Origin of the sequence: Leifsonia poae (assembly GCF_050632195.1) — a bacterium.
In the GTDB taxonomy this organism is placed as follows: Bacteria; Actinomycetota; Actinomycetes; order Actinomycetales; family Microbacteriaceae; genus Leifsonia; species Leifsonia poae_C.
On the sequence record NZ_CP192580.1, the window covers coordinates 1,886,672 to 1,899,619 of the forward strand.

A 12,948-nucleotide genomic window follows, 5' to 3' on the forward strand; every position below is an offset into this window, starting at 1 on the left:
TGCGCATCCTTGCGCTCCTTACGTCTAAACCGGTTTAGCCCACGCTAGGCGCGTTTTCAGGGCTTGTCAACGAGGCCTGTCGCGAAGAGACTGGCGGGACCGGACATCGAGGACCGAGGGAGCCGTTCATGGAATACAAAGACATCCCGACGAAGGCCGACATCGAGAGGATCTCGGCATACAAGGAATCCGGATCGGTGTCGATCTATCTGCCGACGGGCACCACCCCTCCCGAAGCCGATCGGGCCAGGATCGAGTTCAAGAACCACCTCGCCCTCGCTGCCAGACAGCTCGAGGCCGACGGCGTTCCGAAACAGCGGATCGCCGCCATCCAGCGCGAGGGGGAGACCATCCTGGAGGATCGCGACTTCTGGCGTTACCAGTCGCGCTCGCTCGCGGTCTTCCTCAACGGAGAGCTCAGCGAGACCTTTCGTCTTCCCAACCGGCTGAGCTCGTCTTGCGACATCGCGGACCGCTTCTACGTCAAGCCGTTGCTGCGGGCGACGACTTTTCCGCAGACCGCGTACATCCTGGCGTTGGCGGGAAACTCGGTGCGGCTGATCAGGGTTTCGCCCGAGGCACCCGCCACGATCGTCGACGTACCAGGCCTCCCGAAGGACGTCGCTTCGAGTGTGGGCAAGACGTCGGTGAGCGGGCGCAGTGCCGAGGGCCGCATCCAGGGCTCGGAGGGGCAGAAGGTGCGGATGCTCGAGTACGTGCAGGCGATCGACAGAGCGCTGCATCCGTTGCTGGCGAACTCGACGGATCCGCTCATCCTGGCGGCCGCCGAGCCGCTGATCGGCATCTATCGCGGAGCGAGCACCTACCCGCACCTCGTCGAGGAGGTTATCACCGGGAACCCGGAAGAGAAGACCGAGGAAGAGCTCGCCACGGCAGCCCGGCTGGTGCTCGACAAGGTGTACGCGGCGAAGATCGCCAAGCTCAAGGAGGACTTCGAGGCTCGAATCGCGGCCAAGACGGCACTCGTCGACCTGAGCGACATCGCCAGAGCAGCCACTTACGGTGCCGTCGAGATCCTCGTGGTCGACATCGACCGTCGCGTGCCCGGCACGATCGACGACGAGACGGGCGTCGTCACTCTCGCCGACGACGACGAGCCGAGCAACTACGGTGTCGTAGACGAGATCATTCGCCGGTCGTTCGCCTCGAAGGCAAAGGTCTACGCGCTGCGGGCCGAAGATGTGCCGGGCGGCGGAGCGGCAGCGGCTGCGGTGCGGTTCCCGGTCTAGCCGGTTTTACCGGACTGGCCCCATTCGCCCCATCCGGTCGCCTAGCGGCGGGTGCTGAGCGCGAGCACGAGGGAGTCCTGCACGTAGGCGAGCCAGTCGAACACGGCGCGCATCAGGGCGGACTCCTCGTCGTGGATGTCGCCTTCGTCGCCGTCCTGCACGATGCCGAGCCTCGCACCGATCACGAGCCGGATGTCGGTGATCGCGCGCAACCAGGCAGTGCTGCCCGCCTCATCCAGCCGTACTTCGACCGGCCCGTGGTGCTGGTGCGCGAGCGTCTCGATCACCAGCCGGGCGTTGAGGGCCTTCCGCTCGGCCAGCCCGCCGGTCGTGAACCGCCTGAACTCGGCGGAGGCTGCAGGATCGTCGGGGTACGCATCCGGCAGCAAACGGATCAGGGCGGGGTCGGCCCGCAGTTCAGCGCCTTCCTGCGCCGCCCGCGCGAGCTCACCGCTCTCGGTCGCGAGCTGCACGACGATCTCGACTTCTTCGGGTTCGAAGACAGCGGAGACGCAGCCGTCCTTCTCGCGCCGGAAGTCCCTCACGCGTCGGCCCTCGTCAGAGTGGCCCAGAGCCCGTAGTCGTGCATCGCCTCGACGTGACGCTCCATCTCCTCACGGGACCCCGTGGCGACGACCGCGCGACCCTCGCCGTGCACGAGCAGCATCAGCCGTTCGGCCTCGGTGCGCGGGAATCCGAAGTAGGTCTCGAACACGTATGTCACGTACGACATGAGGTTGACCGGGTCGTTCCAGACGATGGCCACCCACGGCGAACCCAGTTCGATCCGCTCGCTGAGATCCGTCTCCTCGAGCGTGCGTGGATCCGTCGGCACCGCCATCAATCCCTCCCCGACGCGGGGCCTCGGCCGGCCACCTCGGCCATCGCGTCGGCCGCGCGCACGAGCGTCAGGTGCGTCAGCGCCTGCGGGGTGTTGCCCACGTGCGTGTGGGCCTTGACGTCATATTCCTCGGAGAGCATACCGACGTCGTTGGCGAAGCCGACGAGCCTGTCCATCAGCTCGCGGGCGTCGTCCTCGCGGCCCGAACGGGCGTACTGCTCGACGAGCCAGAACGAGCAGGCGAGGAACGGATGCTCGCCCGGCGGCAGCCCGTCGACTCCTGTCTCCGTGCGGTAGCGCACGAGCAGCCCGTCGCGCAACAGGTCTTCCTCGATCGCGCGGACGGTGCCGAGCATCCGGGGATCGTCCCAGTCGCAGTAGCCCACCTGGGCCAATTGGAGCAGGGATGCGTCGACTTCGGTGCTGTGGAACGCCTGCACGTACGTGTTGCGCTCGTGGTCGAACCCGTTCGCCTCCACATCGGCGGCCACCTCGTCGCGCAGCTTGCGCCACTGGTCGACGGGGCCCTCCAAGCCGTGCTCCTCCACCGCGCGCACCGCCCGGTCGAAGGCCGCCCACACGAGGACCCGGGAGTGGGTGAAGAACTTCGGCTCCCCGCGGATCTCCCAGATGCCGTGGTCGGGCTCGCGCCAGTGCTCCTCGAGGTAGCCCATGAGTGCGCGCTGGAGAGCCCAGGAGAAGCGTGTCTCCTCGACGCCGTTCAAGCGCCCGTGGTCGAGGGCGAGCATCACCTCGCCGATCACATCCGCCTGGAACTGGTTGGACGCCTCGTTGCCGATCCGCACAGGGGAAGCGCCCTGGTAGCCGGGAAGGCTCGTGATCAGCCGCTCGGCGAGGTCGCGTTCCCCCGAGAGTCCGTACATGATCTGCACATCGGCGGGGTCGCCCGCCACAGCCCGGAGCAGCCAGCCGCGCCAGTGGTCGACATAGTCGTTGTAACCGTGCGCGAGGAGCACGGAGATGGTGAGCGACGCATCCCGAAGCCAGACGTAGCGGTAGTCCCAGTTGCGCTCGCCGCCGAACTGCTCGGGGAGGGATGTGGTGGCCGCGGCGACGATGCCACCCGTCTGAAAATGGGTCAGCGCGCGCAGGATGAGCAGCGACCGCACGACCTCTTGTCGGTAGTGGCCTGTGTGGATGTCCTGCTTCGCCCACTGGATCCACCACGCGCGCGTCTTTTCCAGTGCGACATCGATGTCGAGCGGTTTCGGGGTCTTCCGGTGCGACCGGAACCAGGTGAGGCTCAGGTCGACCGTTTCGCCGGCCTCGATGTCGAAGACGCCTGCGTGACTGTGGTCGGTGGGGTGCAGGGCCGCGCCACGCACGACGACGGCGTCCGGCCCGGCGACGGCGATCAGCGACGGCGGATGCTCGGTGTGGTCCTTACGCACCCACGGGATGGCCGTGGCATACCCGAAGCGCAACCGGAGGTCCTGCTCCATGCGAACGGTGCCCTTGATGCCGCGCACCCGGCGCACCACATCCGCCCGTCCGTCGCCCATGGGCATCGCGTCGGTCACCTCGACCTCGCCGTCGGGCGTCGTCCAGTGGGTGACGAGGATCATCGTGTCGCCGTCGTAGTGGCGCGTAGAGCTGGCATCCGGGTCGGCGGGTGCGAGTTGCCACCGGCCGTGGTCCTCCGTGCCGAGCAGTGCGCCGAAGAGCGATTGCGAGTCGTAGCGCGGCAGACAGAGCCAATCGATGCTGCCGTCCTTGCCGACGAGCGCCCCCGTGAAGCAATCACTGATCAGGGCATAGTCCTCTATCGGTAGTGACACTCCTCCAGTATGGACGTACTGTTGCGGGCATGACGCAGTCGGTGTCCACTCTCGTTATTCTCGGAGCTACCGGAGATCTCACATCCAGGCTGCTCCTCCCGGCACTCGGTCAGCTCCTGACCAATGAGCCCGAACGCCGGGTGAAGCTGGTCGGCTCGGGCATGCAGGAGTGGACGGATGCGCACTGGCGGTCGGTCATTCGCGCATCCTTCAAGACGGTGAAAGCGTCCGGACCGGCGGTGGATGCGGCGCTCAAGGCCGTCGAATACGTGCAGGCGGATGCGACGAGCGCCGATGACCTCAAACGCATATTCGACGCCGGGACGGGGAAGACCGCCCTCTATTTCGCGGTGCCGCCCGCGGTGGCCGCGCGCGCCTGCGCGGCGATGGAGAAGCTCGATCTGCCGACGGGTCTCGTCCTCGTCCTGGAGAAGCCGTTCGGCACTGACGAGAAGAGTGCCATCGCTCTGAACAAAGAGCTCGCAAAGCTGGTGCCCGAGAATCAGATTCACCGGGTCGACCACTTCCTCGGCCAGTCGACCGTTCTCAACCTGCTCGGCCTCCGGTTCGCGAACCGGATCTTCGAGCCGCTCTGGAGCTCGGAGCACATCGAGCGCGTCGACGTGATCTACGACGAGACCCTGGCGCTCGAGGGCCGTGCGCGCTACTACGACCAGGCCGGTGCGCTCATCGACATGATCCAGAGCCACCTGCTGCAGGTCATGGCGGTGATCGCAATGGAGCCGCCATCAACCCTCGGAGCTCAGGATCTCTGGGATGCGAAGGCCATCGTGCTGCGGGCGACCCGGAGCATGAACGGCGATCCGGTCGCTTCGAGCCGCCGCGGCCGCTACACCAAGGGGACCATTGACGGTCGCTCCCTGCCGTCGTATGTGGACGAGGAGGGCGTCGATCCGTCGCGCAACACCGAGACGCTCGCCGAGGCGACCTTCGAGGTGCAGAACTGGCGCTGGGCCGGAGTGCCGTTCACGCTGCGCTCGGGAAAGGCGCTCGGCGAACGGCGCCGGGAGATCGTCATCACTTTCCGGCCGGCACAACATGTGCCGACGGGCCTCAAAGGAGTGGAGCAGCCGACGAAGCTGCGGATCATGCTGGGCCCGGACGCGATGGAGCTCGAGCTCAACATCAACGGACCGGGTGACCCGTTCCACCTCGAACGCGCCGAGCTGACGGTCGAATTCGGCCCGGGGCAGCTGGTGGCATACGGCGAGGTGCTCGCCGGCGTGCTCGACGGCGACTCGTCCCTGTCGGTGCGCGGCGACACGGCCGTGGAATGCTGGCGGATCGTCGGGCCGATCGTCGACGCCTGGGCGAAGAACAAGGTGCCGATCGACGACTATCGAGCTGGGTCGGCCGGACCGAAGTCGTGGCCGCCCCTCGGCTGAGAGGACCTAGGCGGCTGTGCGGTGGGGGAGGATCGCGGGGATCTCGCCGGTGACAGGCTTACGCAGGTCGGTCCAGACGGTGATCGGGGCGGGCTCCCAGCTGAAGGCGGCCGGCTCGCCGATCTCGGCGTCCTGCTCCTCGTGCGACGTTTCGGCGGAGGCCTCGATCGGTGCCATCTCGGACACCGCGGTCTCGGTCACGGGCTCTGCCTCGGGCGCGAGGTGCTGGGGCGTGCTCGCGAGCTCGTGAGCGGCTTCATCGAGGACGGCATCGCCCGCCTCGAGCCGACGCTGAGCGTCGAACAGGGCGGTAGCGATCGTCAGGGTGACGGATTTGGCCAGCACGGAGTGGAAGATCGTGTCGGTGTCGTCCTGGGAGCGGCGTGAGACAGTCCATTCGCCGCGCTCGCCGATGAGTTCGGCGACCTTCTCGTGCACCAACTCGAGGATCTGCGCCTCGCTCAACTGCGGAACCGGCGCCGCCGGCACAGCGGCGGCATGCCGCCTACGACCAAACATCGCGCATCCCTTTCCAGGTTGTTCACACTTCGTGGTACCAGTGTCCTGGACGTTTGCTGCGAAGAAGGGCGGACACGCCGCGTGATCAGCGCGATTTCTCGCTGATTTCCGCTTCTTTCGAGTCCTGCACCACGGTTCCGATCGCGATGGCCAACGAGATGCCCGCATTCACCCAGCCGAGGATGATGCGCCAGTCGCGCGGGCCGCTCCTCGCGGCCTGGATCGTCGACCACAGACTGAACGCCGCACTGATCACCGCGCCGTTGAATATGAACTTGCGCATCCGCATCCTCTCGGTTCGTCCCCACCGTACCCCGCGGTCTAAAGTCGGACCAGCCGACGCGAGAGGGGATGGGATGCGCACTGCCCTCGTCGGCCTCGTTCTGCTCGTGCTCGGCGGTATCGCGGTCGCTACGGGACTGCTGCCGGTGGCGGACGTCTCCGTGCTGTGGGACCGGGTCTGGCCCATCCTGTTGTTCGTCATCGCTGTGACGGTGGTGACCGAGCTGGCCGCGGAGGCGGGCGTCTTCACCGCACTCGCGCAGCAGACCGCGCGCTGGGGCCGGGGTCGCGCATGGCTGCTCTGGCTGCTCGTGGTCCTGGTCGCCACACTGAGCACGATCTTCCTCTCGCTAGATACGACGGCTGTGCTGCTGACTCCGGTCGTGATCGTGCTCGCGCGCCATGTCGGCCTGAGTCCGTTGCCGTTCGCCCTGACGACCGTATGGCTGGCGAACACGGCGTCGCTCCTGCTTCCGGTCTCGAACCTGACGAACCTGCTCGCGCAGCACGCGATGGGCAACCCCAGCCCGCTTGAGTTCGCGGCGCTGACGGCGGCCCCGGCGGCCGTGGCGATCGTGGTGCCGGCCATCGCCGTGTTCCTGATCTTCCGCAAACCGCTGATGCAGCGCTACACCCCGGATGCGCGCGATCCCATCGAGGACGACGTGTTGTTCTGGTGCAGTGCGGCCGTCGTGATCGCCCTGCTTCCCGCCCTCATCTCAGGCCTGCCCGTCTGGCTGTCGGCCAGCGCGGCAGCGATCGTGCTGGTGGTGCTGTTCGCCGTGCGCCGCCCATCCGTTCTGCGGTTCGGGATGCTGCCCTGGCAGCTGATCGTGCTCGCCTCCGGTCTCTTCCTGTTCATCGAGGCGTTGCACTCGATCGGTCTGGCCACCGTGCTGGCCACGATTTCGGGCTCGGGGGAGTCGCCGCTGGCACTCCTGCGGCTCGCCGGCACCGGGATGGTGGGCGCCAACGTCATCGACAATCTTCCGGCGTACCTCGCGCTCGAACCCGTAGCCGATACGCCCATCCGTCTGGTCGCGCTGTTGATCGGCGTCAACGCCGGGCCGCTGATCACGCCGTGGGCGTCGCTTGCGACCCTGCTCTGGCATCAGCGGTTGAGCGCGCTCGACGTGGAGATCTCCTGGCGCCGGTACATGCTGCTCGGGCTGGTGATCGCACCGCTCACCGTCGGGCTCGCGACGCTCGCGCTCGCGCTGACGGTGTAGCGGTCCCGGCTACTCGGCCGGGAGCAGCTGGGAGACGCGGACTATTCGCTTGCGCGCCACGGCGATCAGCGCGAGCACGAAGCCGAGCCCTGCCCAGACCAGGAGGCCGCCGAGTCCCTGCCAGACCCCATCCGTCGACTCCACGACACCACCGAAGGCAGTGATCGCGGCTGACGTCGGTAGGAACTGCATCGAGGTATCGAAGAAGCCGGGAACCGTCGAGATGATGCCCGACGCGAGGGTGATGACGACGACGAGCATCGACAGGAACCGACCGATGCCGCCCAGCAGTGCGACGAGCCCGTGGTTGACGGCCGCGAACGCCACACCGGCGGCGATCGCGATGCCGGCGAAGCCGAACCAGTGACCGACGTCGAGGTTGAGCGCGAACTGCATGATCCCAGCCACGAGCACGCCCTGGAGTGCGCCGATGGCGGCGGCCGGTACGAAGCCGTCGAGGGCGATGCGCCCGGATGCCCGGGTCGTCAGGATCGCGCGGCGCGAGACCGCCTGCAGCACCAGGAAGGTCGCTAGCGCGCCGAGCCAGAGTGCGACAGCGGCGAAGAGAGCAATGCTCGATCGGCCGAACCCGCTGGCGTCGGTCGCGGCGGTCTTCTGGGTGACCGGTTCGGCGGCCACCGATGCCAGGTTGGAGCGATCGCCGCTGGAGTAGCTGGGGAGCTTGGCAGTGGCGGTCTGCAGACCGGAGGCGAGGGATGCCGCACCCGTGCTCGTCTGCTCCGCTCCCGAGGCGAGCGGCGCCAATCCGGAACTCAGCTGCGACACACCTGACGACAGTTGCGCTGCGCCCGTCGCTGACTGTGCCGCGCCGCTCGAGAGCTGCGTTGCTCCGGATGCGCTCTTCGCGATCCCGTTCGTCAGCGCAGGCATCCCTGCGGCCAGTTGCGAGGTGCCCTGCGCAGTAACGCCCGCCAGAGCCACGAGGCTGGGGTTGCCACCCTGGCCTGTAGTCATGCCGCCGGCGGCTGCCGCGAGCTGCACACAGATCGGATCGGTCGCGCCGTGAGCCGCATCGCAAGCCGCGGAGAGTTGCGTCAAACCGCTGGCGACCTGGTTGACGCCCGTGTTGACGCCAGCCGCTGCCGCAGACAGCTGCTGTGTCTGTGCGGGAAGTCCGCTGGTCTGGTGGCTCAGTTGCGAGAGCCCTCCAGCGAGCCCGGATACGCCGCCCGACAGTTTCGTGATCCCCGATGACAGCCCGGAGGCGCCGGTCGCCAACTGTGCGCCCGCGGCCGCGACCTGTTGGGTGCCGCTTGCAAGCTGCGCCGCTCCACCCGACAGGGCCGAAGCGCCCGATGCTGCCTGCGCGATCTGATCGTGAAGCGTATTGAAGCCGACGTAGACGTTCTCGAGGTAGGTCGACGTGAGTTGCTTGTTGAGTACCGAGGTGGCCGTCGCGGTGACGGTCTGACTGATCGCGGGGTCGACCAGCTTCGACGCATCGCTGGTCTGCACGTCGATGGTCGCCTGGGTCGCGTCGGCCGCCGGGCCCGACGGCGATGTGGCCGCCTTCGAGAAGTCCTTGGGAATCGTGACGACGGCGACGTAAGAGCCGTCGGCGAGGCCGCTCGCCGCATCCTTCTGGTCCGTCAGAACCCAGCTGAAGTTGTCGTTCTTGCCGTCGAGCAGACCCGCGGAGAGCTGACGCCCGAGCGGAACGGTCTGACCGCTCACGGTCACCGGCTGGTCGAGGTTGACGACGGCCGCCTTCACGTCGCTGAGGCGCTCGGTCGGGTTCCACAGGGCCCAGACGAGCAGTCCGCCGATCACGAGCGGGACCATCAGGATGCCCACCAGGGTGAGCCAGGTCACGCGACGCTCCGAGCGCATCCGCTCGAGCGAGAACAGGGACCGCGGGCGGCGCAGGGGAGAGGGGGAAGTGGACATCAGACGGTCGCCTTCTCGGTCGAACGGTGGGGGTGAACGGGGGAGGCGGCCGAAGCCGGGCCGGCGAGGTGCACGGAACTCGGCTCCGCGCTCTCGGGCAGCACGTCGTCGAGGCCGTCGGGCTCGACGCAGCTGACGACGAGGGCGAACGGGCGCTCCTCGATGCGGGCGCGGCTGAGCGCATCCGTCAGCTCGAACCGGATGCGTCGACGCTCGACCGGATCGGTGACGGTGTCGATCGAGTCGAGCGCCAGCAGCTGCGGCCGTCCTTTCAGCGCTCGCCGCAGATCCTCGACCGGGGTCTCGGTGGTCCCGAGCCGCACGACGGCCGTGCGCGAACGGACCGCCGCGCCGCGGGTCGGCAGCACGTAACCGGCGACCTTCAGGATGCCCGTGTCGGGCTTTGTGCGCCCGCTCACACTCATCAAGAGCGCCGAGGTGGCGGTGCGGTCGCCACCGTGCACGACGAGCACGTCGCCGTCGCCGAGGCGGAACGACACGTCGCCGAAGACGCGACGCTTCTTCGCGCTGATGCCGAGTCCGTCGGCGGCCGCAATGTAGCGGCCTGCGGGCTCAGGCCAGTCTGCGAGATCGAGCTCCTTCTGCAGGCCGTCGCCCTCGACGTCGAACGACGGCAGGACGCGGTCGAGCCAGCGCGGCATCCACCACGCCTTGTCGCCGAGCAGCTGGAGCACGGCGGGAACGAGCGTCATGCGCACGATGAACGCGTCGACGAACACACCGACGGCGAGGCCGAGCGCGATCGGTTTTATCGAGGTGTCGCCCTCGGGCACGAACGCGGCGAACACGGAGATCATGATGATCGCCGCGGCCGTCACGACCTTGGCGGAGCCGACGAACCCGCTCTCCACTGCGCGCCGCGCGTTGCCGCCGTGCACGTAATCCTCGCGGATGCGGCTGACCAGGAACACCTCGTAGTCCATAGCCAGGCCGAACAGCACGCCCATCAGGATGATCGGCATGAAGCTGATCACCGGGCCCTCCTTGGCGACGTTCAGCGCATCCCCGAACCAACCCCACTCGAACACCATCGTCACCGCACCGAACGCTGCGCCGACGGAGAGCAGGTAGCCGAGTGCGGCCTTGATGGGCACGGCGATCGAGCGGAACACCATCGTGAGCAGCACGAGCGACAGGCCGACGACGAGGATGCCGAACGGCAGCAGGGCTCCGCCCAACCGATTCGACACGTCGATCTGCGCCGCCGTATTGCCCGTGACTTTGAGATCGACGCCGTACTCGTCGAGGAAGTGCTGATGCTTCGCGCGGATCTCCGACACGAGCTGAGCGGTCTTCTCCGAGTCCGGTTCTGTCGTCGGGATGACCTGGACGATCCCGGTGTCCGCCGTCTGGTTGGGGGTGGCAAGGGGAACGGACGCGACGCCCGGGAGCTCGGCGATCTCGGCACCGAGCTTGTTCATCAGTCCGACAGGATCGGTGCTCTGGATGATCGATCCCGTCACGATGAGCGGCCCGTTGTATCCCGGGCCGAAGTGCTCGGAGATGAGGTCGTAGGTCACGCGGGCCGGATCGCCCTCGGCGTGCGAGCCCGCATCCGGAAGCGCGAGTCGGAGCTGGGCCGCGGGGATGGCCGCGATGCCGAGCAGCGCGATCACACCGACGATGGTGACGATCGGCAGGCGCGTGACGGTGCGCACCCAGCCTCGGAAGAATCCGGGCGGCACATCGGCCTTAGCCGCGTGAGCGAGCGTGGGGACGGCGGCCTTGGTCGGGGTTTCCGCCTCGACATCACGGCCGTCTGCAGCGGCGGTTGCCGCGGCCTTGCGAGCCGCGCGCTTGGCCTTGCGTCGTCCCGGTGTAATGCGGGACCCGGCGAAACCGAGAAGGGCGGGAGTGAGCGTGAGCGAGATCAGCACGGCGATCGCGACGGCGGCGGAGGCGGCGATTCCCATCGTCGTGAGGAACGGGATGTTCGCGACCGACAGCCCGACCAGCGCGATGATCACGGTGATCCCGGCGAAGAGCACCGCGGAGCCCGCGGTGGCGACAGACCTGGCCGTCGACTCCTCGGGGTCGACCCCGGCCTTCAACTGGCTTTGATGCCGGGAGATGATGAAGAGCGAGTAGTCGATTCCGACCGCGAGCCCGAGCATCAGCGCGAGCAGGGGCGTGGTCGATGAGATCGGCCCGAAGAGTGTCGCGATGAAGATCAGCGCCATCGACAGGCCGACGCCGAGTAGTGCGGTGAGCAGCGGCATCCCCGCGGCCAGGAAAGATCCGAAGGTCAGGATGAGCACGACCAGGGCGATCCCGACACCGAGCAGCTCCGTCACGCTGAGCGTGGGCAGGCTCTGCGAGAACAGGGCACCGCCGACCGCTGTCTGCGAGCCATCGGGCAGCTGCTTCTGCAAGGCGGTGCCCGCATCCGTCAGCGCCGTCTTGGTCTCCGCCGGCACGGTCGTCATCTGGCCCTTGAGCTGCACGGTGACGATCGCGGCCGATCCGTCGTCGGAGATCGAGCCCTTGACGGTGTCGTCGTACGGGGAAGTGACGCCGGAGACGCCGTCGAGCTGCTTCAGCTCTGCAACCGTCGCTTCGACCGGCTTCTGGATGCTCGTGTCGGTGACCGTGTCGCCCTTCGGCGCTACGACGACGAGCTGCGCCGACGTGCCGCTGACCTGCGGGAACGTGCGGCTGAGCGTGTCGAGGGCCTCCTGCGACTCCGTTCCCGGGATGCTGAACGTGTTGTCTGTACCTTGGTTCAGAAGCACCGCGCCGCCGCCGAGGGCGACGAGGAGGATGATCCAGAGCGAGACGACCAGCTTGCGGGCGCGAAAAGCCCAACGGCCGATCGAATACAGAATCGAGGACACGCGTTCTCCTACTTATCGGTCACACAACAGGGTCAAGGAAGTGAGTTTCGATACACCGTCGTATCCGATACTCGAATGTATCGAATACACTGATGTATGCGAAACGAACTCAGGAAGGTTTCAGCTTGGACACGTCAGCTCTCAGAACGGCGGGGGTAGCAGAGGACGCGCCGACCGAATCGGCTCGCCGGCAGAAGACGCGATCGCGCCTGCTGGATGCCGCGTTCGAGATCTTTGCCGAGCACGGCGTGCACGCCGCGAGCGTGGAGATGATCACCGAGGCCGCCGGATTCACGCGCGGCGCCTTCTACTCCAACTTCTCGACCAAAGAGGAACTCTTCTTCGCGCTCATGGAGCGCGAGAAGACGATGCGGATCGAGCAGCTCAACGAGGGCGTCGCCCAGTTCCTCACGCCGCTCACCGATGAGGGCGCGGGCATCGGTGACGACCAGGTCGTCGAGATCATCACGAAGGTGCTCGAACTGCAGTCCGACGATCGCCGCTGGTGGCTCGTGCAGTCGGAGTTCCTGCTGCTGGCGCTGCGCGACCCACAGATCTCGAAGGGGTTCCTCGAGTACCAGGACGGGTTCTTCCGCGACCTCACGGCCATCGTCGTCGATGCGCTGACTTCCGCATCCCGCCGGTTCACCATCGATCCCGAAGAGGGTGTGCGGGTCATCGCCGAACTGTGCGCGAACGGAGAGGCACGTGCGCTTCTCTCCGGCGATGAGCGCAAGTTCTCCGAGCGGCTCTCGAGCAGCCTTCCGGCGGTGCTGCTGGCGCTGACCGAACCCGTCTGAGCACGTGTCGTGGCTCTGAGCGGGCGCGCGGCCTGCATCGAGCCTGCGCCAAGCATGCG

The 12,948-nt window shown here is 67.3% G+C and carries 11 protein-coding genes; 4 read left to right on the top strand and 7 right to left on the bottom strand.

All coding sequences use genetic code 11. The features are described from left to right. Window positions 1–128 precede the first annotated feature (128 nt). Window positions 129–1,250 (top strand): hypothetical protein, encoded by a 1,122-nt coding sequence (locus ACQ86A_RS09595; protein WP_431280280.1) that lies wholly within the window; start codon window positions 129–131, stop codon window positions 1,248–1,250. 41 nt (window positions 1,251–1,291) lie between these two features. On the opposite strand, the gene ACQ86A_RS09600 is transcribed toward ACQ86A_RS09595, so the two are convergent. From ACQ86A_RS09600 to ACQ86A_RS09610, 3 genes are read right to left on the bottom strand one after another with little or no spacing between them, the layout of a single operon-like run. Beyond that, window positions 1,292–1,795, bottom strand: a complete 504-nt coding sequence (locus ACQ86A_RS09600; protein WP_431280281.1) for a DUF2017 domain-containing protein — start codon at window positions 1,793–1,795, stop codon at window positions 1,292–1,294. Then, window positions 1,792–2,091, bottom strand: a complete 300-nt coding sequence (clpS, locus tag ACQ86A_RS09605) for an ATP-dependent Clp protease adapter ClpS (protein WP_431280282.1) — start codon at window positions 2,089–2,091, stop codon at window positions 1,792–1,794. Before clpS ends, ACQ86A_RS09600 begins: the two co-directional genes overlap by 4 nt. Next, a complete protein-coding gene (locus tag ACQ86A_RS09610) occupies window positions 2,091–3,890 on the bottom strand; it encodes a glycoside hydrolase family 15 protein (RefSeq protein ID WP_431280283.1) in 1,800 nt (599 codons plus the stop codon). Before ACQ86A_RS09610 ends, clpS begins: the two co-directional genes overlap by 1 nt. Before the next feature lie 29 nt (window positions 3,891–3,919). Here ACQ86A_RS09610 and ACQ86A_RS09615 point away from each other — a divergent pair, with 29 nt between their 5' ends. After that, on the top strand, window positions 3,920–5,296 hold the full coding sequence (locus ACQ86A_RS09615) for a glucose-6-phosphate dehydrogenase (protein WP_431280284.1): 1,377 nt from the start codon (window positions 3,920–3,922) through the stop codon (window positions 5,294–5,296). A 6-nt stretch (window positions 5,297–5,302) separates the two neighbouring features. On the opposite strand, the gene ACQ86A_RS09620 is transcribed toward ACQ86A_RS09615, so the two are convergent. Then, window positions 5,303–5,815, bottom strand: a complete 513-nt coding sequence (locus ACQ86A_RS09620; RefSeq protein ID WP_431280285.1) for a hypothetical protein — start codon at window positions 5,813–5,815, stop codon at window positions 5,303–5,305. An 85-nt stretch (window positions 5,816–5,900) separates the two neighbouring features. Further along, window positions 5,901–6,098, bottom strand: a complete 198-nt coding sequence (locus tag ACQ86A_RS09625) for a hypothetical protein (RefSeq protein ID WP_431280286.1) — start codon at window positions 6,096–6,098, stop codon at window positions 5,901–5,903. 73 nt (window positions 6,099–6,171) lie between these two features. Here ACQ86A_RS09625 and ACQ86A_RS09630 point away from each other — a divergent pair, with 73 nt between their 5' ends. After that, entirely contained in the window at window positions 6,172–7,326 is a 1,155-nt protein-coding gene (locus ACQ86A_RS09630; protein WP_431280287.1) for an SLC13 family permease, read from the top strand. A gap of 9 nt (window positions 7,327–7,335) precedes the next feature. Here ACQ86A_RS09630 and ACQ86A_RS09635 read toward each other — a convergent pair whose 3' ends face one another. Together ACQ86A_RS09635 and ACQ86A_RS09640 are read right to left on the bottom strand one after the other, a co-directional pair. After that, window positions 7,336–9,234: a YhgE/Pip family protein gene (locus tag ACQ86A_RS09635; RefSeq protein ID WP_431280288.1), complete on the bottom strand. Its 1,899-nt coding sequence runs from the start codon at window positions 9,232–9,234 to the stop codon at window positions 7,336–7,338. Continuing rightward, the gene (locus ACQ86A_RS09640; RefSeq protein WP_431280289.1) at window positions 9,234–12,089 is read right to left on the bottom strand and encodes an MMPL family transporter; all 2,856 of its coding nucleotides are present in this window, start codon (window positions 12,087–12,089) and stop codon (window positions 9,234–9,236) included. The genes ACQ86A_RS09635 and ACQ86A_RS09640 overlap by 1 nt, the downstream gene beginning before the upstream one ends. A 125-nt stretch (window positions 12,090–12,214) precedes the next feature. Between ACQ86A_RS09640 and ACQ86A_RS09645 the strand changes: the two genes are divergently transcribed. Continuing rightward, a complete protein-coding gene (locus ACQ86A_RS09645; protein ID WP_431280290.1) occupies window positions 12,215–12,889 on the top strand; it encodes a TetR/AcrR family transcriptional regulator in 675 nt (224 codons plus the stop codon). Window positions 12,890–12,948: the final 59 nt, after the last annotated feature.

Bases quoted from the DNA above. Each gene is read 5' to 3' on its own strand.
- ACQ86A_RS09595 (WP_431280280.1), top strand. From the start codon at position 129: ATGGAATACAAAGACATCCCGACGAAGGCCGACATCGAGAGGATCTCG.
- clpS (WP_431280282.1), bottom strand. From the start codon at position 2,091: ATGGCGGTGCCGACGGATCCACGCACGCTCGAGGAGACGGATCTCAGC.
- ACQ86A_RS09615 (WP_431280284.1), top strand. From the start codon at position 3,920: ATGACGCAGTCGGTGTCCACTCTCGTTATTCTCGGAGCTACCGGAGAT.
- ACQ86A_RS09620 (WP_431280285.1), bottom strand. From the start codon at position 5,815: ATGTTTGGTCGTAGGCGGCATGCCGCCGCTGTGCCGGCGGCGCCGGTT.
- ACQ86A_RS09625 (WP_431280286.1), bottom strand. From the start codon at position 6,098: ATGCGCAAGTTCATATTCAACGGCGCGGTGATCAGTGCGGCGTTCAGT.
- ACQ86A_RS09630 (WP_431280287.1), top strand. From the start codon at position 6,172: ATGCGCACTGCCCTCGTCGGCCTCGTTCTGCTCGTGCTCGGCGGTATC.
- ACQ86A_RS09635 (WP_431280288.1), bottom strand. From the start codon at position 9,234: ATGTCCACTTCCCCCTCTCCCCTGCGCCGCCCGCGGTCCCTGTTCTCG.